Raw genomic sequence first — 18,294 nt, forward strand, 5'->3', positions numbered from 1 at the left:
TAAAGCTGTCAGCCATCAGCTTTCAGCTCTCAGCCAAACCGGCGGGAGCACAAGCTGATAGCTGAAAGCTGATAACTCAGAGCAAAGAATTCATATGTCAGAAAACTTCGGAAAAGTGATTCAAGTTGCCGGGCCGGCGCGCTCGGTTTGTTCCGGAGTCGCGGTCGGGAAGCGGCGGCGGAACATATCGCGCCCCTTGCGGCGGACGGCTTCGATATCGACAATTTTGCCTTCGTTGGCCGCGAAAAAGCGGAAGGCGGCCTTGATGATGTTGGCGTTAAACGCCCCTGCCAGGCCGCGGTCGGCGGTGACCACGATGACCAGAATGTTCTTCTCCGGACGTTGCGCCAGCAGCGGATGGCGTGGCTCGCCCGTTTCCGGGTCGAAGATTTCGGCGCGCGAGACCAGCGACTTCAGGACGTTGGTGAGCATCTGCGCGTACGGTCTCGCCGACAGCGCCCGGTCCTGCGCCCGGCGCAGCCGCGCCGCCGAAATCATCTTCATCGCCTTGGTGATCTGCCGCGTGTTGCGCACGCTGCGAATCCGGCGGCGAATATCGAGTATGTTTGCCATTCAGCTCTTAGCTCTTAGCCATTAGCCCTAAAGACTTGTCATTCCGAGCGCAGCGAGTCGAACGGGAGGAATCTGCGGTTCGCTCACAACTCAGAACTCGCAACTCGCTACTTCTTCCCTGCCTTGGCCTGCTGCGCCACTGCCGCGTTCATGATCGTCAACTGGCGCGCCACTTCCAGCACGCCGAGCGCGGTGGCGAGGGCGACTTTGTCCGCCGCCCGCGGCAGCCGCTTCGTGTCCTCGATCAAGGTTTCGATCTCTTCCAAATTCATGGCGTCCTCCCTTCGGTGCTGCTCTGCCTGAAGCCTGCAGCCTGCAGCTTACGCCTTTGCCGCCGCCACCTGGCGTTCGCTGACGAACCGCTCCTTGCTCTCCTTCACGATTTTCGTCATCGCGGCCTTGAGTTCGTCATCGAGCACTTTCTTTTCCTCGATCTGCTTCAGCAGGCCGGGATTCATGGCGTCGACGTAGGCGTACAGCGCCTTTTCGAACTCGCGGCACTGCTCCACCGGCACGTCGTCCAAGTGTCCGCCGGTGCCGGCAAAGATGATCAGAATCTGTTTGCTGAACGACAGCGGAGTGTACTGGTCCTGCTTGAGGATTTCGACCAGCCGCTGGCCGCGGTTGAGCTGCGCCTGCGTCGCTTTGTCCAGATCGCTGCCGAACTGTGCGAAGGCCGCCAGCTCGCGGTACTGCGCCAGCTCCAGCTTCAAGGTGCCCGCCACCTGGCGCATGGCCTTAATCTGCGCGCTGCCGCCGACGCGGCTCACCGACAAACCGACGTTCACGGCCGGACGGATGCCGGAGTTGAATAGGTCGGTTTCCAGGTAAATCTGGCCGTCGGTGATGGAAATCACGTTGGTCGGAATGTAGGCGGAAACGTCGCCCGCCTGGGTTTCGATCACCGGCAGCGAGGTCAGCGAGCCGCCGCCGTTCTTGTCGCTCAGCTTGGCGGCGCGCTCCAGCAAACGCGAGTGCAGGTAGAACACGTCGCCCGGGTAAGCTTCGCGCCCCGGCGGACGCCGCAGCAGCAGCGAGATCTCGCGGTACGACGCCGCGTGCTTGGAAAGATCGTCGTAGATGGTGAGCGCGTGCCGCTTGCTGTCGCGGAAGTACTCGCCCATGGCGCACGCCGCGTAGGGAGCGATGTACTGCATGGGCGCGGGCTCGGAAGCCGACGCGGCCACCACGATGGTGTAATCCATGGCGCCGGCGTCTTCCAGGATCTTCACCACCTGCGCGATGGACGAGCGCTTCTGCCCGATGGCGCAGTAGATGCAGATCAGGTCGCGGCCCTTGTTGTTGATGATGGTGTCCAGCACGATCGCGGTCTTGCCGGTCTGGCGGTCGCCGATGATCAGCTCACGCTGTCCGCGGCCGATCGGGATCATGGCGTCAATCGCCTTCAGGCCGGTGGCCATCGGCTCACGCACCGGCCGGCGGTCAATCACGCCCGGCGCGATGCGTTCGACCGGAAGGAAGCTCTTGGTGGCGATCGGGCCCTTGTCGTCGATCGGCTCGCCCAGCGCGTTGACCACGCGGCCGATCAGCGCCTCGCCCACCGGCACGCTGGCGATGCGCCCGGTGCGCTTGACCTCGTCGCCTTCCTTCAGTTCGGTGTATTCGCCGAGCACCACCACGCCCACCTGCGCTTCTTCCAGGTTCATGGCGATGCCGGACACGCCGTGCGGGAAGGAAAGCAATTCGCCGGCCATGACCTTGTCCAGGCCATAGACGCGCGCGATGCCGTCACCGAGCGAGATGATCGAGCCAACTTCGTCCACCGCGATGCGCGATTCGTAGTTCTCAATCTGCTCGCGAATCAGTTTCGTTATTTCGTCAGCTTTTATCTGAGCCATATGAATTCAGTTCTCACAGAATCGCTATTCAATTGGCACATAATCCGGATCTTCGGCGGCCAAATGCCAACGGCCAACGGCTATTCCGTAGCAAGTTGTTCCTTCATCCTGTGCAACTGCCCTTTGATCGAACCGTCGTAAATCGTGCTGCCCAGCCGGACGATGGCGCCCCCGAGAATCCTGGGGTCAATGGCGTAATGAGCGCGCACCTTCTTGCCGGTCATGGGCGCGATCCTGCCTTCCAGCGCGCCTTTCTCGATGGCGGACAGCTCGCGCGCGCTGGTGACTTCGGCTTCCGCGAATCCCTGCCGCGTGTCCAGTTCGCTTTCCACCTCGCGCACGATCGTCGTCAACTGCTCGATGCGCCGGTGATCGATCAGCACCGCCAGAAAGTTCCGCGCCGGCTTGGAGACGTTTCCGCGCGCCACAATGGCGTCCAGCAAGGCGCGCTTCTGCTCCGCGGGCACCGACGGGTTCTCCCAAATGCGCTGCAATACCAGGTTGCTCTGGACCACCGACACCATGCCGTACAACTGCTCCAGCACGCTCGCCGGGGCAAGCTTCAAGGCGAACACCACGTCGGCGAAGGCGCGCGCATAACGGCTGGTGATTGCGGCCATCTACTTGCCCTCCTTGCCGCCGCCGTTTTGGCCGAGCTGTCCGACGAAGTTCTCCACCAGCGCGCGGTCGGTGGCCGCATCCACCTGGATGCGCTTCTCCGCCAGCGATACCGCCAATTCCGCTGCATACGCCTTCAAATCGCGGTGCGCCAGGCGGGCAGCGGCTTCCACCTCCTGCCCGGCCGACTCCACGATCTTGCGCGCGTCTTCCTCGGCGGCGGCCTTGATGCGCTGTTCTTCGCCGGCAGCCTCGGCCTCAGCCTGCGATCGCATGGCCGCGATTTCGCTGTCCAGCTTCGACAGCCGGCCCTCGATTTCGCTCAGCCGGCGTCCCGCGTCGGCGCTGGCGCGCTGCGCCTCTTCCATGGTTTTGCGAATGGACTCGGAGCGCGCGCGGAACATCCCCGGGAGCTTCGATCGGCTGAACCAGATGACCGCGGCAGCGATCACCGCGAAATTCAGCGCAATCGCCAGCCAGTAGGCGGAGTGCAGGCTCAGTCCGGTGATCCTCGCTAAAAAGCGTACCGAAGGCGACTGCTTGAACTCGGCGTTCTCTTCGCCTTCACCCCCCGCATGCTCGGAAGCCTCGGTCAGCTTCTGCCCGGGAGATTCCTGTGTCTTTTCGCGCGCGGGTTCCTGCGGCTTCGCCGCCGGTTCCGATTTTGTCCCTGGCGGTGGCGTGGCGGCCGGCTGATGCTGCGCCCAGGCCGCGCCCAGCAACAGCAACCACGCGACCACTGCGATAGAGAGGACGCGCCTGCGCCGGCTCATTGCGCGCTCCCGGCCGGACGCTGCACGCCTGCCACCGGCCTCAGAATGATGCGAATGACTGCGCTCGCCAGCCGTTCGCTTTGCGGCAGCAACTGGCGCTTGGCAGCCTCCAGTTCCTGGAAGACGCTTTCGCGCGCCTGGGCCACCTGCTGCTGGGCCCGCTCCCGCGCCTGCGCGATCGCTGCCGCGCGGGCTGCCAGCGCCTTCTGCCGGCGCACTTCCTGCGCCTTGAAGATGGCCACGCGGGCCTCACGCAACCGCTGCTCGTATTCACCGGTCTTGGCCTCGGCCGCCGCAACATCGGCGCGCGCCTTTTCGATGGCTCCCTCGGTTCGCTGATAGCGCTCCTGGAGCACCGATTCCAGTTTGCCGTGGACGATCAGCCGGTAGGAAAAGTACGTGACCAGGAACAGGACGATGGTCGGAACCGATCCGAGCAGTAATCCGCCTAATTGTCGGAGTGTCTCTTCCATTTCGACGGGTGAATCAGGCTAGCTTATGATGGCCGCTTGAACTGACAACCGTAGCATCGCTCCAGAGCCGCTGTCAACGCGCATTTGCTTGATTTTGCCCGACTTCTACCCGTCTCTCCGCGTCGCTTTCCCGCCGGCGAGGATTCCTGAATCGGCTTTGTGCCCATGTGCAGAAACTTGCAGTTTGCCTTGACTTCGCCGCCCGGAGGGTTAACATGTAACTATCACCTCCGATCCGATTCAGGATCGAATGGGCCTGTGGTCAAGGAATCGTCACCGCTTCTTGATCGCCGGCCCATTTAACTTCTACCGCTTGACTTCTCAGGCCCCAGCCGACACGTCAACGATTGTTGCTCCCAGGGCTTCTGCCGCCCGAAGAAGTTGTTGGTCAGCCGACACAAACGGAGTCGGTTCTGGGCCGCTGTTCATTGCAAGCGACATATAGGCGGCCAAATGAATCGCGTCCAGGGTCGTCAGGCCGTACTGGTCGACAAGCGCGCACGCCGATTCGATAACAACCTCGGTCGCGTGCTGTCGGACAAACTTCGTTTGTAAGTGATGCTGAAAAACGTCGAGCAGCCTGTCCGCAGCCGATGCGTGAACGTCGCCCGCACGCTGACGCCGCCGGACGGCGGATTGTACCTCGACCTGCGCCAGTGAAAGAACCGCGAACTGATTACCTGCGCGTTGGCTGACAAGTTGCAGCATTGTCGCCGTACCGGGCTCGCGAATGTAAAGCTTAACTAGCGCGCTGGTTTCGAAATAGTAGAGCGCCAACTATTGACGCCTCTCTTGCAGGATCGTTGCTGACAGCGGCTCGCCACGAATTTCGATAGGGGAAAAGGGCCACACATCATCGGGCGCGGCTTGTGTCTTTGTTTTCTTTCGCGCTGCTTTGGCCGCAACATTGGCTTGTTTGTTTTCCTTGTGCCGGTCGCGGAAAGCCTCTTGCACCGAATCCTTGACTGCGGGCCTACGCGGTTTCATAGTTCCATCCTGCCACAATGCACAACCTCGCGCCAGACCGTAGTTGATTAATCCACGATGAATCTTCCCACCTTCCTGACCACGCTCTGCGGCGCCTGCGCTTCCATCTCCACCATGCCGTCGCGATAGTGACGCGAGTAGATCCGCGCCCCGCCCTCCAGCATCGCCAGCGCCTTGCCTTCCGACTGCGGCACTCGCAGACGGACCTGCAGCAGCGGATCGTCCTCCAGTACGTGGTCAATGCGGTCCAGCAGCGTTCCCAGTCCCTGCCCGCGCAAGGCGGAGACGTGCACTGTAAGCGCATCGTCACGCAGGTGCTCGCGGTCCCGGGCGCTCAGCGCGTCAATCTTGTTGACCACGTGCAGCCGGGGCTTCTTCTCCGATTCCAGTTCGTGCAGCACCTTCTCCACCTGCGCCTCCTGCTCCTGCCGGATCGGGCTGGTCGCGTCAGAAATCTGCACAATAAGGGCCGCGCGCTGCACCTCTTCCAACGTCGCGCGAAACGCCGAGACCAGCGTGTGCGGCAGGTTGCGGATAAATCCCACCGTGTCGCTCAGCAACACCTTGCGCCGCGAGGGCAGGGTTACGCCGCGAATCGTGGGATCGAGCGTGGCAAACATCTTCGAGGATTCCAGCACGCCGGCCTGCGTCAGCGCGTTGAACAGCGTGGATTTTCCCGCGTTGGTGTAGCCCACCAGCGCCACCGTGGCCACCGGAACGGATTCCCGTCGCTGCCGCTGCTGCGCCCGGATCTTGCGCACGTTTTCCAGTTGTTCCTGGTTATGCCGGATGCGGCGGAAAATTCTCCGCCGGTCGGTTTCGAGCTGGGTTTCACCCGGGCCCCTGGTCCCAATGCCGCCGCCGAGCTGCGACATCTCCACGCCGCGCCCCGTCAGCCGCGGCAGCAGGTACTGGAGCTGCGCCAGTTCGACCTGCAACTGGCCTTCGCGCGTGCGGGCGTGGCGGGCAAAGATGTCGAGGATGAGCTGCGTGCGGTCGATGACCCGCGGCTTGACTTCGTTTTCAATGTTGCGCTGCTGCGAAGGCGAAAGGTCGTGGTCGAAGATAATGAGGTCGGCGTTCGACATCGCCGCCGCGCCGGCGAGTTCCTCCAGTTTGCCGCGTCCGATCAGCGTCGCCGGATCGGGCTTGTCCCGGTGTTGGAGAAATTCCCCCACCACCTGAGCGCCTGCGCTCGTTGCCAGCTCCTTCAATTCCGCCAGCGACTCTTCCGCGCTGAACAGCGGCTGGCGCGCCGATTTTGCTTCTGCCGGCACCGACGCGGCATTGCGCGCCGCCCGCGCCGACGGCGGCACCGCGTGGTCTGGCTCGCAAGCTCGGGTTCGCGGTTCAGAGACCCGCGCCACGCGCTGCGGGTAATCCAGCCCGACCAGGAACGCGCGCTCGGTGGCATCGCGATCGCGGATCTCATGGGGCGCACGCCGGCCCCGAAGCCCCTCAAGACTGCGTTTGGATTCGGAGCCGCGCAAGGGAGGCTGTTACCCTTCCGTTCCCGAAGGGGCGGATATCGGCTCGCTCGCATGGGGCCCCGGAGTGGCCGCGGCCGGCTTGGCTTCACCGATGGGCCGCGGTTCGTGCCGCTCCCCGATGTACGCACCCTTCGCCATCACCACCGTGGAAATGGCGTGTTTGAAGATAAGCTGTTCCTGGTTGTTGGTCTCCAGCACGACCGAGTACTTATCGAACGACCGGATGCGTCCCGTCAGCTTCACCCCGCTAAGCAGGTAAATGGTGATGGTCGCTTTGTCCTTGCGTGCTGTGTTGAGGAAGGAATCCTGGATGTTCTGCGCCGGCTTGTCCATCTGCCGATCTCTCCTTTGTCAGAAAACCGCCCCTGCCCCAAGCGGAGCCCATCTCTCCCACCCGATCCTTGCAGCGCTCTTAACGATACGGCGGCGCCCGCCGGTTTTCAACTGCCCGCCCATGAATTGTCCGAGAATCCCACTCTGCTAGAATCGCCCTGCTCCGGAACAGGGATCAGGCCTCGGTACTCGGTACTGCTGTTCCTGAAGCCTGAAGCCTGCAGCCTGAAGCCTTGCAGGAGGCCGCCCATGCCCATCGCGCCCGCCATTGCCGCCTTTCAGGCCCATGTTTTGTTTCCCGAGGGCGGCGCCGTCAACGCCCTCATGCTGGTGCGGTGGATCCATTTTCTGGCTGGCATCACCTGGGTCGGCCTGCTGTATTTTTTCAACCTGGTTAACGTGCCCTTCCTGAAAGAATTGGATGGCGGAACGCGCGCCCGGGTGGTTCCGCTGCTCATGACGCGCGCCCTGTGGTGGTTCCGCTGGGCCTCGGTGGTGACCGTGCTCGCCGGAATCACCTACTGGATGAACATCGTGACCACCGACGCGCACAACGCCAACGCCTCGCCCGGCCGCGCCATCTGGAGTTTCTTCGTGCTCTGGACGGTCGCATTTGCCATCGAGATGGGCGCGCTGATGTCGCCCGCCGACGTCCTGCGTAAAGGGGCTTTCCTCGGCATTATTTGCGGCGTGGCGGTGTTTGCTGCCGCCTATGCCTATCTCGCCCTCAACAGCGACGGTTGGGAAAGCAACCGCCTGCTCTCCATCGGCATTGGCGGCGGCATCGGCTGGTTCATGCTGTTCAATGTCTGGGGCGTGATCTGGCGCATGCAGAAGAAAATCATCCGCTGGACGCGCGAGAATCCCGCCGGCGCCATGCCAGCGGAGCTGGCGAAACTGGCGCGGCTGACGTTTCTCGCCTCGCGCGTAAACTTCGTGCTCTCATTTCCCATGCTCTTTTTCATGGGCGCCGCCAGCCATTACCCGATGTTTGGGAAATAGGGTTCAGTTTCGGTTTCAGTCCTAGTTTCAGTTTCAGTTTCAGTTTCAGTTCACGCGTGCTGCTGGGTTGACCTTAATCCTTTAGGATTGTTATTCCGAGCGCAGCGAGGAATCTGCTGTCTCTGAAACTGAAACTGAAACTTCCATGGACCATCCCACCTTCCAACGCGGCCTCACGCTCTTTAATGCGCGCGAATACTTCGACGCCCACGAAGTCTGGGAGGACGTCTGGCGCGCCGCGCCTGTGGAAGAGAAGAAATTCCTCCAGGGTCTGATCCAGGTCGCCGTCGCGCTCCACCACCACGGCCGCGGCAATCTCGACGGCGCGCGTTCGCTGCTCGCCCGCGCCCAGCGCAATCTGCAGGATTATCCGGATTCTTTTGCCGGCGTGAATCTGGCAGCGGTCCGCGCCGCCATCACCCAGTTCCAGCGCGCCCTCGACACCGGCGCCCCACTCACCCTACCCAGCATTTAGCGGATGTCATGCTTCGCGCGCGGCCTGGGGTTGGCCGCGCGCGAAGGATCTAGGTTTTCTTGGAAGCCAGGATCGCAGCAGAGGAACCATCACAAATCACTAATTCACTAAATCCCCGGTCCTCTCACCGCCGCTTCCGTCTCGTGCCCGCCGCCTTCGCCTGCTCCTCTCCCGGCGCCAGCACTCTCCTTACGATCGGCCCATTCATTTTGTAATTCCGATCCACCGTCTTGCCGTCGTCGTCCTTCACGCGCAGCGTGAACGTCGGCAGCACGCCCTCTTTGCCGAAATCCGCGCTGCCCACGCTCACCGGAAAAACTCCCACCAGCCTGCGCTCGCGATAGGCGGTCTCGTAACGATGGCGTTTCACGTTCCAGGTGAAAATCCGCGCCTGATCGAAGTCCCACGGCAGACCATCTTTATTCTCGGTCAGCAGCACCAGGTACTGCGGAACCTTCTTGTCCGCGTCCGCAACCTGGTTGAGCACGAAATAGGCGACGATCCGCTGCCCTTCCGAATACTGCGCGACCTCCAGGGGCACGTCGAAATCCACCATGCGCGCCAGAACCCACCCGGCATGCCGGGCTTGGTCACGCACCAGCAGCCAGTCCTCCATCGGAACCTGCGGCTCGTCCGGCTTCGCGGCTCCTTTCTTCGCTCCGGGCTTTTGTATGCGTGGCAGCGCGGGATTGATCTTCGGCACCGGCTTCTCGGCCGTCTCGCGCTTCAGTACTTCGACTTTGGCGCCATCGGGCATCTGGAACAGGTGCTCGGTATCGCGCCCGGGCGTCAGGTGCATATTGAGCGAGGCGCGCGCGGTGCCATGCGCCTGCGGCGGCGCCTTGGCATTTTCCTTGGCGAGATTTTCAAATCCGACATAGACGTCGGCGTCCACCAGGTACCGCTCTTCGATCCACCCGACCTCGCCGCGCACGCTCTTCACTTTCAGAAAGCGGCGGCTTTTCTCCAGCACCTCGACGCGCTCGCCGTTGTGCACCACGCCGGTCTTGTTGTACACGGGTGCCACGCGATCGCGCAGGTTCGCCTGCGGCACCGCGACATACGCGACCTCCGTTTGATACTTCCCCCCACGCTTGCAGCCGGAGAGAACCATCACGAGGACGAGCGCCAGCAACACGACAGCCCAAGATCGCACTCCGCGACCTCTGCCGTTCCCCTGCGCGCTCTGCGTTGGTCTTTTTTTCTGGAACATGCCCCGGAATCTCTGTCTGCGACTATACCGCAGCGCCGCCTTCACTTCTGTGACGCTCGCACCCGCGTTTCCAGGCTCTTGCCGCACCGCAAACCCGCTCAGCACGGCGCACCACAGATGTGCCGCGCGCCTGCCTTTGGCTTGCACATTCGTGGGAGCTGCGCCGGTCGCGGGCGCCTTCGTGGGTGAAGACATGAGTTCGGGGTGGTCAAGCGATTCTGACTGGAATCGCCCCTGTAAGCAAGAACAGACGAAAACAAAGTTGCAAGTGGCCAGCGGCTGGCGGTCAGGAGAGAAAGCTGGCCCCTGACCTCTGACAGCTAGCTACTGGTTTTAGGTTGCCGCAGAGTTGTGCTGCACCGCGCTCAGGCGCTAAGCTGCACGTTTCGCGATGCTGCCCTTCAAAATCGTCTACAGCGACGCCTACTACCTGCCGATCGGGCAGCATGTGTTTCCCGCCTCCAAGTACCGCCTCGTTCATGACCGGCTGCTGGAGCGCGGCATCGCCGAGCCCGCCGATTTCATCGTTCCCGAAAAAGCCGACGACCGCGACATCCTCCTGGTTCACGGCGCCGACTGGGTGTACAAGCTGCAAACCGGCACGCTCAGCGCCCGCGAAGAATTGCAGATGGAAGTTCCCTACTCCGAGAAACTGGTGGAGGCGTTTTGGCTCAACGCGGGCGGTTCCATACTCGCCGGACGCTGCGCGCTTCAGGATGGCGTCGGCATCAGCCTCGGCGGCGGATTTCATCACGCCTTCCCCGACCACGGCGAGGGCTTCTGCATGATCAACGACATCGCCGTCGCCATCCGCCGTTTGCAGAAAGACAACAAGATTGAACGCGCCTTGGTCATCGATTGCGACGTTCATCAGGGCAACGGCACGGCGGTGATCTTCGGGCGCAAGCGCGCGCTGGCGCAGGCCTCGCAGCCGCTGCCCTCGGTGAGCGCACCGTCTGTGCGAAGCACCGAGCACGGCTCCATTCGCGAGCTTCCCGCTGACGGCACTGACGTGTTCACCATCTCGCTCCACCAGGAGAACAACTATCCGACGTGGAAACCGCCGTCTTCGATTGACGTCAACTTGCCTGATGGCATTGACGATGAGCCCTATCTCGGGTGGCTGGACAATGCGGTCAGCTCCGCGCTGCGCCACTTCCAGCCCCAACTGATCAGCTTCGTCGCCGGCGCCGACCCTTACGAGGAAGACCAACTCGGCGGGCTGAACTTGACCATCGAAGGCCTCAAGCGCCGTGACGAGTTCGTCTTCCGGCTGGCGAAAACTCGCGGCATTCCGGTGATGGTCACGCTCGCCGGCGGTTATGCCCAGGACATCAACGACACCATCACCATCCACGCCAACACGGTCGCGGCTGCCAAGAAAGTGTTCGGGGGCTAGCATCAGCATTCGATAGTTCCCCACATTTGCCCGCAGTTGGCAGACGCGGGCGTACGGCGTATCCTTCCCCCCAACGTTGCGGGGTCCCCAGCAGGCCCGATGTTGGCCTGCTGGGGTGCTCTTGCGGGGGTGAGGACATGCCCAACTCGAAAACCGCGCCCAAGCCTGCGAAGCCCGAAAACCACAACGGTTGGATTCGAAAATCGGAACTGGACGCCTGGCTCGATCGCTATCTGCCGGTGCCCACCCAGGTAATCTCCAATGAAGAGTACACGCCCATTCCGCAGACGAGGGAGCAGCAGCGGCTGGAGCAAGAAATCCTCGCCGGCGCCCAGCGGCAGGCCAAACAGCTCGGCATGGACCGCCGCAAATTCCTCAAAACCTCCTGCGGCATGGCGCTGGCCTTTGCGGCCATGAACACGGTCTTTGGCAGGATGTTCACGGTCGACGCGGAAGAGCTGTTCGACCCGGCTGCGGTTGATCAGAAGACGCTCAAAACCTTCATCTTCGACATTCAGACGCACCACGTGGCCATGCCGGAACAGGCGCCGCACGCCGACCAGGAGTTTCTGCGGGCGGTGGTCGGCATGCGCAACAACGCCGCGCGCATGAACCCGGCGCTCAAGGACCGCAAGGCCGCCATCGAGGATGCCTACCTGGAAAACTACATCAAGGAAGTGTTCCTCGACAGCGACACCGACGTGGTGGCGCTGAGCGCTCTGCCGGGCTCGTCGGAGGAAACCGACGTGCTGACGCCGGAGGTGATCTTCAAGAGCAAAAGCTGGATTAACCAATTGACCAGCTCGCCGCGCGTCATCAGCCACGGATATTTCTCGCCCGATCTGGGCCAGGAGAACCTCGACCTGATGGACGCGCAGTTGTCGAAGCTGAAGATCAACGCCTGGAAAGGCTACACCGGCGTGGCGCGCGCCAAGGGGAAAGAAGGCTGGCGGCTAGACGACGAGAAAACCACCTACCCGGCGCTGGAGAAGGCGGTGAAGCAGGGCGTGAAGAACATCTGCATCCACAAGGGCCTGCCCTTTCCGGGCGACCCGGAGTGGTGGAGCCCGATGGACGTGACCAAGGCAGCCAAGGATTTTCCCAACCTGAACTTCCTCGTCTATCACTCTGGCTTCCGGGGGCCACAGGACGCGCTGGCCGCCGCCAAAGACGAGTTCCGCAAGACGACCTATATCCCGTGGACCTCGGACCTCTGCGCCTGGAAAAAGAAAAATCCCGCGGTGAAGAACGTCTACATGGAGATGGGGAGCACGTTTGCGCTGATGGTCTCTACCAGTCCGCTGCTGGCGGCGTACGTGATGGGCATGATCATTGACGCGTTCGGCGCCGACCACGTGCTCTGGGGCACGGATTCCATCTGGTGGGGCTCGCCGCAGTGGCAGATCGAGGCCTTCCGCCGCCTGGAGATGCCCCAGGACTTGCAGAAGCGCTTCGGCTGGAAGCCGCTCACGCCCGAGGTGAAGCGCCAGATCTTCGGCTTGAATGCGGCGCGCGTCTACGGGATTGACCCGAACCAGAAGATCAATCCCATGCCCGCCGATTATCTGCAGCGGCTGCGCAAAATGTACAAGGCGTCAGGGATGGCCGAGCCGAGCAATACCCAGTATGGATGGGTGAGGGTGTAACGGATCAGCTATGCTGGCTTTCGTTTGCCGGCTCGAACAACAACGACGTTCGTGCCCGACGTATAGCGCGCGGCGTATTTCCCGCGCACACCTTTGCTGAAATCGTATTCCTGCCGCATAGAATCTCCGGAGCGGCGCTTCGGCTGTCTTCGCTTCTTCATGCTGTAAGCACTTTACGCCTTCGACTCGGGTCCGCGACTACCCGCACTTCGGGATTTCGGCTAAGAGCTAAAAGCTAACAGCTAAGAGCTTGATAGAATCATACGACTAGCTATGTTTGAGAATCTCACAGACAAACTCCAGCGCGCCTTCAAGAACCTGCGCGGCCAGGGCAAGCTCACCGCAGAGAACATCCAGGAGGCGCTGCGCGAAATCCGCCTGGCGCTGCTCGAAGCCGACGTCAACTTCAAGGTGGTCAAGGAGCTCATTGACCACATCCAGGCCAAGGCGGTCGGGCAGGAAGTCATGACCGCTCTTTCGCCGGCCGAGCAGGTCATCAAGATCGTGCGCGACGAATTGATCGAGCTGCTCGGGCACGACACCGCCAAGGTGAAGTTCGCTTCGCAGCCTCCCAGCGTGATCCTGATGGCGGGGCTGCAGGGTTCCGGAAAAACCACCACCTCGGCCAAGCTGGCGCACTGGCTGAAGAAGGGTGGACACCGGCCGCTGCTGGTCTCGGTGGACGTTTATCGCCCGGCAGCGCGCGAGCAGTTGAAAGTCGTCGCACAGCAGGTGGGCGCGAACTTGTACGAAGGCCAGGTCGAGGTGGCGAACCCCGAACGCGGCGGCAGCGAAGCGTTGCCACCGCTCACCAAAGAAGTCGAACGCCTCGCCAAAGAGGCCCGCCGCGAGGCCGTAGTTACCGGCAGCGACGTGCTGATCGTGGACACCGCCGGCCGCCTGCACATTGACGAGCAGCTCATGGACGAGATGCAGTCGCTGAAAAAGCTGCTCAACCCGCAGGAGATTCTGTTTGTCGCCGACGCCATGACCGGCCAGGACGCGGTCAAGTCCGCCGACGAGTTCCACAAGAAGCTGACCCTCACCGGCGTGGTGCTCACCAAGATGGACGGCGATGCCCGCGGCGGCGCGGCCCTTTCCATCCGCAAAGTCACCGGGCAGCCCATCAAGTTCATCGGCATCGGCGAAAAGTACGACGCCCTGGAGCCGTTTCACCCCGACCGCATCGTCGGCCGCATTCTCGGCATGGGCGACATTCTGTCGCTGATTGAAAAAGCCGAGGCCAGCCTCGACCGCAAGAAGGCCGAGGAATTCACCAGCAAGGCGCTGGCGGGCGACGGCTTCTCGCTGGAGGATTTCCGCGACCAGTTGCGCCAGGTGAAAAAAATGGGCTCCATCCAGAGCATCATGAAGATGCTGCCTTCCGTGGGCCCGTTCGCCAACATGCAGAAGGCCGTGGACAACGTGGACGAAAAGCAGATCACGCGCGTGGAAGCGATCATTAACTCCATGACTCCGCACGAGCGCGATCACCACGAGGTGATCAACGGCAGCCGGCGCAAACGCATCGCGCGCGGCAGCGGCACCACCGTGCAGGAAGTCAATCAACTGCTCCGCCAGTACGCGCAGATGCGCAAGATGTTCAAGGACATGGGCAAGGCGAGCTTCGGACGCAAGCTGGCGGGCATGAAGTTCCCCGGGATGTAGGAAGTTCTGGCTAGTGGCCAGTGCTGCATCACTCGCGACTCGAAACTCGCAGCTCGGAACTGGATGGTGAACACATGCCCACCGAAACCACTGCTCCCGCCTTTGCCGCGACCCTGCAGAAGCTCGACGACGCTATCGGGCGCTTCATCCGTCCCGACACATTTCCTCTCGCCCTCCGCATGTTGAAACCCGGCGAACCGATCCCGCCCGATCTGAAAGTGCCGAGCCGCGATCTGGGCGAGCAGTGGATCGTCTGCCAGTCCATCGGAATTGCCCGGCGTTACGGCTGGGGCGTCGCTGTGGGGAAGAAGGACGTCATTTGCCCGCTGGCGGCGATCGCCTTCGGATTCCGCAAGCCCAATGACGATTACCTCAAGGGTTTCGCGGCCCTCGGCATGTATTGCAAGGACGAACAGGCAGCGACGAACCTGGAAGCCAGCGCGTGGAAATTCGAGCCCGAAACTTACGAGCACATCTGCGTGGCGCCGCTGAACCGGGCGAAGTTCGAGCCGCACGTCATCGCCCTGTACGGCAACAGCGCGCAGGTGCTCCGCCTGGTGCACGCGACCTTGTACAAGCGCGGCGGCCGGGTAGTCAGCACCTCGGGCGGGCGGCTGGACTGCGCCGAGATTGTCATCCAGACCATGACTACCAACGAGCCCAAGGTGATCCTGCCGTGCTCCGGCGACCGCATCTTCGGCATGGCTCAGGACACCGAGATGGTCTTCGCGTTCCCCTGGGGATGGGCAGAGGAGATCATCGAAGGGCTGGAGGGCACCCACAAGGGCGGCATCCGTTATCCCATCACGGTGGCCATGCGCGAAACCGTGCACATGCCGCCCACCTACCAGGAGCTCATGCAGAAGCTCGTGGATCGCGATGCGAAAGAGTAGGCGTGTTCTAATCAAAACATGAAGTGGCGAGGACTCGAGGAGGCACAAACCGGGCTGGGGCACGCAACCTTGAAAGCGGCGCTGGACGAGCGCCGCGCGCTGATGGAGAAGTACGTCCCTGCCGATTCCCTCGCCATCAATCGTCGCGCGGTGGAAGAGCTGCGCGCGTCCGGAATGCTCGAACGCGTTTTGCCGGTGGGGGCCGCCGCGCCCTCGTTCGAATTGCCCGATCAGGATGGAAACACCATCAGCTCGTCAGCGCTGCTCGCTTCCGGGCCGCTGGTCATCCTTTTCTTACGCGGACGCTGGTGCCCCTTTTGCGTTGCGACCGTGGAAGCCTGGAACGAAACCCTGCCGCAGGTGCGCGCGGCGGGAGCGGCGCTGGTCGGGATTTCGCCGCAGACGGTGCACCAGTCCTATCTCATGCACAACCAGCACAAGCTCGGCTTTCCGCTGCTCAGCGATGCCGGCAATACGGTGGCGAGGCAATTTGGGCTGGTGTACCGCGTCCCCGCGAGCCAGCAGGAGATGTACGCCCGCACCTTCGTGAACCTGCCGTTCATCAACGGCGATACCAGTTGGGAGCTGCCGCTGCCGGCGGCGTATGTGATCCGTGACGGCAAGGTCATCTTTGCCGCCGCCGACGCGGACTACACCCTCAGAACAGAGCCGGCGGAAGTTTTGCAAGGCTAGAAGAACGCGGCGGGAGAGATTCCGAACCTTGCACTAAGTTTCTGAATGTGCTTCTTGCGTAGTTCTCGCCGTCCATTCAATACGTCGGATACGATACTTTCGGTTCCGAACACGTCCACCAGGTCTTTTTGCCTGAGGTTTTGAACCTCCATAATGTGCCTGATTACATCCAGCGGACCCGATGCCTGCATTGGGTAGTTGCGATTTTCAAACTCGGTGACCAGCAGAATCAATAGCGCAACCAGCTTCTCCTGAGCGGGAGTAAGCGCTTCCTGGCTCGTAAGCCGCTCCAAGACCTCAACGAAATGCTGGTGCTGATCCTCTCCGTCAATAACTTCAGGCTTGGTCTCAGACAGAAGCGTACCGTATTCACTTGCGAGTGCGCTCATTGGACCACCTCTTGTACTCCGCGTGCGTAAGCACGTCTTTGATAAACACCAATTTCCACTTGTATTCGATCTTGACGATCAATCGAAACGTATTCCCTCTAATGTTAAACACCGTGAAGGGCTCAACGAAATCGGCTGTCGGGTAAGTTTTCCTAACGTCAACAATGCTGCACCAATTAGCCGATGATGCTATTTTGAACCAGTCGGCCAGCGGCCTCTCTAAGCTTCGGTCGCGAGAGCACGCGGAAACAAGCTTCTTCCGGCTTATGACGTGCATCGCGCTACCTTCTGGATCAGAACGCTTCGCATTTCGCGAAGTTGCATCGTCTTGGGGTCACTTCGCAAACCGCGAAGCCAGCCCTACGATACTTCGCAAACTGCGAAGCGTCAAGAGCAATCTTCGCAAATAGCGAATTTTCCTCTTGATTAATCGCTTGAGAAATCAATTGCGTCTGCCTATGTCGGTCGGTGGCGCGGGATTTTCGTCGTCATGGACAACCAGATGACACTGACCCACTACCGGCGCCTCTTTGCGATTGCCAACTGCGCCATGTTCCGCAATAATAAGCGTTTGTCTTAACTCCTCGGTCATCCGCAGGAAACCCATCAAGGAACCAGCAGGAAAGGAAGTTGCTCTGTGTTAATGATTCGACTGGCGCGCGTGGGCGCGCGTAAACAACCTCACTACCGCATCGTGGTGATCGAAAAAGAGCGGGCGCGCAACGGGCGCTCGGTGGAAGTGGTGGGCACCTACAACCCGCGCACCAACCCGGCCAGCGTCGAACTGAAGCGCGACCGCATTGATCATTGGGTCGGCAAGGGCGCCAAAATGTCGGAAACGGTGGCGCGCCTGGTCTCCAAGCACACCCCCGTGAGCGCCGAACCGGCAGCGTAATTCTCTATGTCGAGCGAGCCATCCGCAGCGCGTCCTGAGCAGCCCGAGCCCGACTTGCGCGCGCTCGTCGAGCAGATCGTCAAGTCGTTGGTCGATGCGCCCGACGATGTGTCGGTGGAGGCGGTCGAAGAACACGACGCCACCGTCCTGGAACTGCGGGTTGCGCCCGGCGACGTGGGCAAAGTCATTGGCAAGCAGGGCCGGACGGCGCGCGCCTTTCGCAACATCCTGGGCGCCGCCGGCATGAAGCTGGACCGCCGCTTCGAATTGGAGATCCTGGAATAGCCGACGAGTTCATCACCATCGCCCGCGTGGTCAAGACGCAAGGGCGCCACGGCGAAGTCGCGGCCGATGTCCTCACCGATTTTCCCGAACGGTTCGCGCAACGCAGGCTGGTGTTCGCCCTCGCCGAGAGTGGCGCGCGCCGCGAACTGCGCGTCGAGAGCTTCTGGCCGCATAAGCAACGCCTGGTGCTGAAGTTTGCCGGCGTGGATTCTATTAACGATGCCGAAGCGCTCATCGGGTGCGAGATCCAGATCCCCCGCGAGCAGCGGGCCGCGCTCGAAGAAGGATCGGCGTACGTCGGCGACCTGGTCGGTTGCGAAGTGATGGCCGCCGGGCGCGCCGTCGGAACCGTGGCCGATGTTCAGTTTGGAGCCGGTGAGGCGCCGTTGCTGGTGGTCCGAGAGGGCCAGCAGGAACACCTGATCCCCCTGGCGCAGGCATACTTGCAGCGCATTGACACGGCGGCGAAGCGCATCGAAATGGAGCTGCCGGAAGGCATGTTGGAACTGGACGCGCCACTTTCGAAGGAAGAGAAAGATTTGCAGCAGAAGAAAAGCTCTTAGCTGTTAGCTCTCAGCTTTTAGCCAGAGTGCAGCCGGGCAGACTTTTCGGTTTGTCTGGCTAAGAGCT

General features: G+C 61.7%; 23 protein-coding genes. 10 read left to right on the forward strand and 13 right to left on the reverse strand.

Annotation, left to right across the window (positions count from 1 at the left end; genetic code table 11):
- Positions 1–120: 120 nt before the first annotated feature.
- From LAN70_00005 to hfq, 10 genes are all read right to left on the reverse strand, one after another.
- Positions 121–573 carry a F0F1 ATP synthase subunit gamma gene (locus LAN70_00005; protein ID MBZ5509528.1) on the reverse strand — a complete coding sequence of 151 codons (453 nt, stop codon included), beginning with the start codon at positions 571–573 and terminating at the stop codon, positions 121–123.
- 107 nt (positions 574–680) lie between these two features.
- Positions 681–845 (reverse strand): hypothetical protein, encoded by a 165-nt coding sequence (locus LAN70_00010; GenBank protein ID MBZ5509529.1) that lies wholly within the window; start codon positions 843–845, stop codon positions 681–683.
- A gap of 48 nt (positions 846–893) precedes the next feature.
- Complete coding sequence (gene atpA, locus LAN70_00015) at positions 894–2,432, reverse strand: F0F1 ATP synthase subunit alpha (protein ID MBZ5509530.1); 1,539 nt, start codon at positions 2,430–2,432, stop codon at positions 894–896.
- A gap of 80 nt (positions 2,433–2,512) precedes the next feature.
- On the reverse strand, positions 2,513–3,052 hold the full coding sequence (atpH, locus tag LAN70_00020) for an ATP synthase F1 subunit delta (protein MBZ5509531.1): 540 nt from the start codon (positions 3,050–3,052) through the stop codon (positions 2,513–2,515).
- A complete protein-coding gene (locus tag LAN70_00025) occupies positions 3,053–3,823 on the reverse strand; it encodes a hypothetical protein (protein ID MBZ5509532.1) in 771 nt (256 codons plus the stop codon).
- Positions 3,820–4,296, reverse strand: a complete 477-nt coding sequence (locus LAN70_00030; GenBank protein MBZ5509533.1) for a hypothetical protein — start codon at positions 4,294–4,296, stop codon at positions 3,820–3,822. Before LAN70_00030 ends, LAN70_00025 begins: the two co-directional genes overlap by 4 nt.
- Before the next feature lie 321 nt (positions 4,297–4,617).
- Positions 4,618–5,073, reverse strand: a complete 456-nt coding sequence (locus LAN70_00035; GenBank protein MBZ5509534.1) for a type II toxin-antitoxin system VapC family toxin — start codon at positions 5,071–5,073, stop codon at positions 4,618–4,620.
- Positions 5,074–5,283 carry a hypothetical protein gene (locus LAN70_00040; GenBank protein MBZ5509535.1) on the reverse strand — a complete coding sequence of 70 codons (210 nt, stop codon included), beginning with the start codon at positions 5,281–5,283 and terminating at the stop codon, positions 5,074–5,076. It abuts the gene before it with no gap.
- Positions 5,284–5,330: 47 nt separating this feature from the next.
- Positions 5,331–6,710 carry a GTPase HflX gene (hflX, locus tag LAN70_00045; protein ID MBZ5509536.1) on the reverse strand — a complete coding sequence of 460 codons (1,380 nt, stop codon included), beginning with the start codon at positions 6,708–6,710 and terminating at the stop codon, positions 5,331–5,333.
- Between the two features lie 72 nt (positions 6,711–6,782).
- Entirely contained in the window at positions 6,783–7,106 is a 324-nt protein-coding gene (hfq, locus tag LAN70_00050) for an RNA chaperone Hfq (GenBank protein ID MBZ5509537.1), read from the reverse strand.
- 324 nt (positions 7,107–7,430) lie between these two features.
- Between hfq and LAN70_00055 the strand changes: the two genes are divergently transcribed.
- Together LAN70_00055 and LAN70_00060 are read left to right on the forward strand one after the other, a co-directional pair.
- On the forward strand, positions 7,431–8,108 hold the full coding sequence (locus LAN70_00055) for a urate hydroxylase PuuD (GenBank protein MBZ5509538.1): 678 nt from the start codon (positions 7,431–7,433) through the stop codon (positions 8,106–8,108).
- Positions 8,109–8,253: 145 nt separating this feature from the next.
- Entirely contained in the window at positions 8,254–8,583 is a 330-nt protein-coding gene (locus tag LAN70_00060; protein ID MBZ5509539.1) for a DUF309 domain-containing protein, read from the forward strand.
- 124 nt (positions 8,584–8,707) lie between these two features.
- Here LAN70_00060 and LAN70_00065 read toward each other — a convergent pair whose 3' ends face one another.
- Positions 8,708–9,739, reverse strand: a complete 1,032-nt coding sequence (locus tag LAN70_00065) for an SH3 domain-containing protein (GenBank protein MBZ5509540.1) — start codon at positions 9,737–9,739, stop codon at positions 8,708–8,710.
- Between the two features lie 448 nt (positions 9,740–10,187).
- Here LAN70_00065 and LAN70_00070 point away from each other — a divergent pair, with 448 nt between their 5' ends.
- The 5 genes from LAN70_00070 (at position 10,188) to LAN70_00090 (ending at position 16,095) form a co-directional block, all read left to right on the forward strand.
- The gene (locus tag LAN70_00070; protein ID MBZ5509541.1) at positions 10,188–11,195 is read left to right on the forward strand and encodes a histone deacetylase; all 1,008 of its coding nucleotides are present in this window, start codon (positions 10,188–10,190) and stop codon (positions 11,193–11,195) included.
- Positions 11,196–11,332: 137 nt separating this feature from the next.
- The gene (locus LAN70_00075; protein ID MBZ5509542.1) at positions 11,333–12,841 is read left to right on the forward strand and encodes an amidohydrolase; all 1,509 of its coding nucleotides are present in this window, start codon (positions 11,333–11,335) and stop codon (positions 12,839–12,841) included.
- 273 nt (positions 12,842–13,114) lie between these two features.
- A complete protein-coding gene (gene ffh / locus LAN70_00080) occupies positions 13,115–14,509 on the forward strand; it encodes a signal recognition particle protein (protein MBZ5509543.1) in 1,395 nt (464 codons plus the stop codon).
- Positions 14,510–14,583: 74 nt separating this feature from the next.
- Positions 14,584–15,402 carry a DUF169 domain-containing protein gene (locus LAN70_00085; protein MBZ5509544.1) on the forward strand — a complete coding sequence of 273 codons (819 nt, stop codon included), beginning with the start codon at positions 14,584–14,586 and terminating at the stop codon, positions 15,400–15,402.
- Positions 15,403–15,504: 102 nt separating this feature from the next.
- Positions 15,505–16,095, forward strand: coding sequence for an AhpC/TSA family protein (locus tag LAN70_00090; GenBank protein MBZ5509545.1), 591 nt, complete (start codon positions 15,505–15,507; stop codon positions 16,093–16,095).
- On the opposite strand, the gene LAN70_00095 is transcribed toward LAN70_00090, so the two are convergent.
- Together LAN70_00095 and LAN70_00100 are read right to left on the reverse strand one after the other, a co-directional pair.
- On the reverse strand, positions 16,092–16,484 hold the full coding sequence (locus tag LAN70_00095; protein MBZ5509546.1) for a transcriptional regulator: 393 nt from the start codon (positions 16,482–16,484) through the stop codon (positions 16,092–16,094). The two genes, LAN70_00090 and LAN70_00095, sit on opposite strands and share 4 nt — an antisense overlap.
- Positions 16,465–16,761, reverse strand: a complete 297-nt coding sequence (locus LAN70_00100) for a type II toxin-antitoxin system HigB family toxin (protein ID MBZ5509547.1) — start codon at positions 16,759–16,761, stop codon at positions 16,465–16,467. Before LAN70_00100 ends, LAN70_00095 begins: the two co-directional genes overlap by 20 nt.
- Positions 16,762–17,127: 366 nt before the next feature.
- On the opposite strand from LAN70_00100, the gene rpsP reads away from it, so the two are divergent.
- The 3 genes from rpsP to rimM are packed head-to-tail and all read left to right on the forward strand — an operon-like array spanning position 17,128 to position 18,227.
- Entirely contained in the window at positions 17,128–17,379 is a 252-nt protein-coding gene (gene rpsP, locus LAN70_00105; protein ID MBZ5509548.1) for a 30S ribosomal protein S16, read from the forward strand.
- A gap of 54 nt (positions 17,380–17,433) precedes the next feature.
- Entirely contained in the window at positions 17,434–17,664 is a 231-nt protein-coding gene (locus LAN70_00110) for a KH domain-containing protein (GenBank protein MBZ5509549.1), read from the forward strand.
- Positions 17,661–18,227 (forward strand): ribosome maturation factor RimM, encoded by a 567-nt coding sequence (rimM, locus tag LAN70_00115; GenBank protein MBZ5509550.1) that lies wholly within the window; start codon positions 17,661–17,663, stop codon positions 18,225–18,227. The genes LAN70_00110 and rimM overlap by 4 nt, the downstream gene beginning before the upstream one ends.
- The last annotated feature ends 67 nt before the right edge of the window (positions 18,228–18,294 follow it).

It is taken from the genome of Terriglobia bacterium (genome assembly GCA_020072845.1).
Classification (GTDB): Bacteria; Acidobacteriota; Terriglobia; order Terriglobales; family Acidobacteriaceae; genus JAIQGF01.

Coding starts and splice junctions, on each gene's coding strand:
- LAN70_00005 (MBZ5509528.1), bottom strand. CDS start 573: ATGGCAAACATACTCGATATTCGCCGCCGGATTCGCAGCGTGCGCAAC.
- LAN70_00010 (MBZ5509529.1), bottom strand. CDS start 845: ATGAATTTGGAAGAGATCGAAACCTTGATCGAGGACACGAAGCGGCTG.
- atpA (MBZ5509530.1), bottom strand. CDS start 2,432: ATGGCTCAGATAAAAGCTGACGAAATAACGAAACTGATTCGCGAGCAG.
- atpH (MBZ5509531.1), bottom strand. CDS start 3,052: ATGGCCGCAATCACCAGCCGTTATGCGCGCGCCTTCGCCGACGTGGTG.
- LAN70_00025 (MBZ5509532.1), bottom strand. CDS start 3,823: ATGAGCCGGCGCAGGCGCGTCCTCTCTATCGCAGTGGTCGCGTGGTTG.
- LAN70_00030 (MBZ5509533.1), bottom strand. CDS start 4,296: ATGGAAGAGACACTCCGACAATTAGGCGGATTACTGCTCGGATCGGTT.
- LAN70_00040 (MBZ5509535.1), bottom strand. CDS start 5,283: ATGAAACCGCGTAGGCCCGCAGTCAAGGATTCGGTGCAAGAGGCTTTC.
- hfq (MBZ5509537.1), bottom strand. CDS start 7,106: ATGGACAAGCCGGCGCAGAACATCCAGGATTCCTTCCTCAACACAGCA.
- LAN70_00055 (MBZ5509538.1), top strand. CDS start 7,431: ATGCTGGTGCGGTGGATCCATTTTCTGGCTGGCATCACCTGGGTCGGC.
- LAN70_00060 (MBZ5509539.1), top strand. CDS start 8,254: ATGGACCATCCCACCTTCCAACGCGGCCTCACGCTCTTTAATGCGCGC.
- LAN70_00070 (MBZ5509541.1), top strand. CDS start 10,188: ATGCTGCCCTTCAAAATCGTCTACAGCGACGCCTACTACCTGCCGATC.
- LAN70_00075 (MBZ5509542.1), top strand. CDS start 11,333: ATGCCCAACTCGAAAACCGCGCCCAAGCCTGCGAAGCCCGAAAACCAC.
- ffh (MBZ5509543.1), top strand. CDS start 13,115: ATGTTTGAGAATCTCACAGACAAACTCCAGCGCGCCTTCAAGAACCTG.
- LAN70_00085 (MBZ5509544.1), top strand. CDS start 14,584: ATGCCCACCGAAACCACTGCTCCCGCCTTTGCCGCGACCCTGCAGAAG.
- LAN70_00090 (MBZ5509545.1), top strand. CDS start 15,505: ATGGAGAAGTACGTCCCTGCCGATTCCCTCGCCATCAATCGTCGCGCG.
- LAN70_00095 (MBZ5509546.1), bottom strand. CDS start 16,484: ATGAGCGCACTCGCAAGTGAATACGGTACGCTTCTGTCTGAGACCAAG.
- LAN70_00100 (MBZ5509547.1), bottom strand. CDS start 16,761: ATGCACGTCATAAGCCGGAAGAAGCTTGTTTCCGCGTGCTCTCGCGAC.
- rpsP (MBZ5509548.1), top strand. CDS start 17,128: ATGATTCGACTGGCGCGCGTGGGCGCGCGTAAACAACCTCACTACCGC.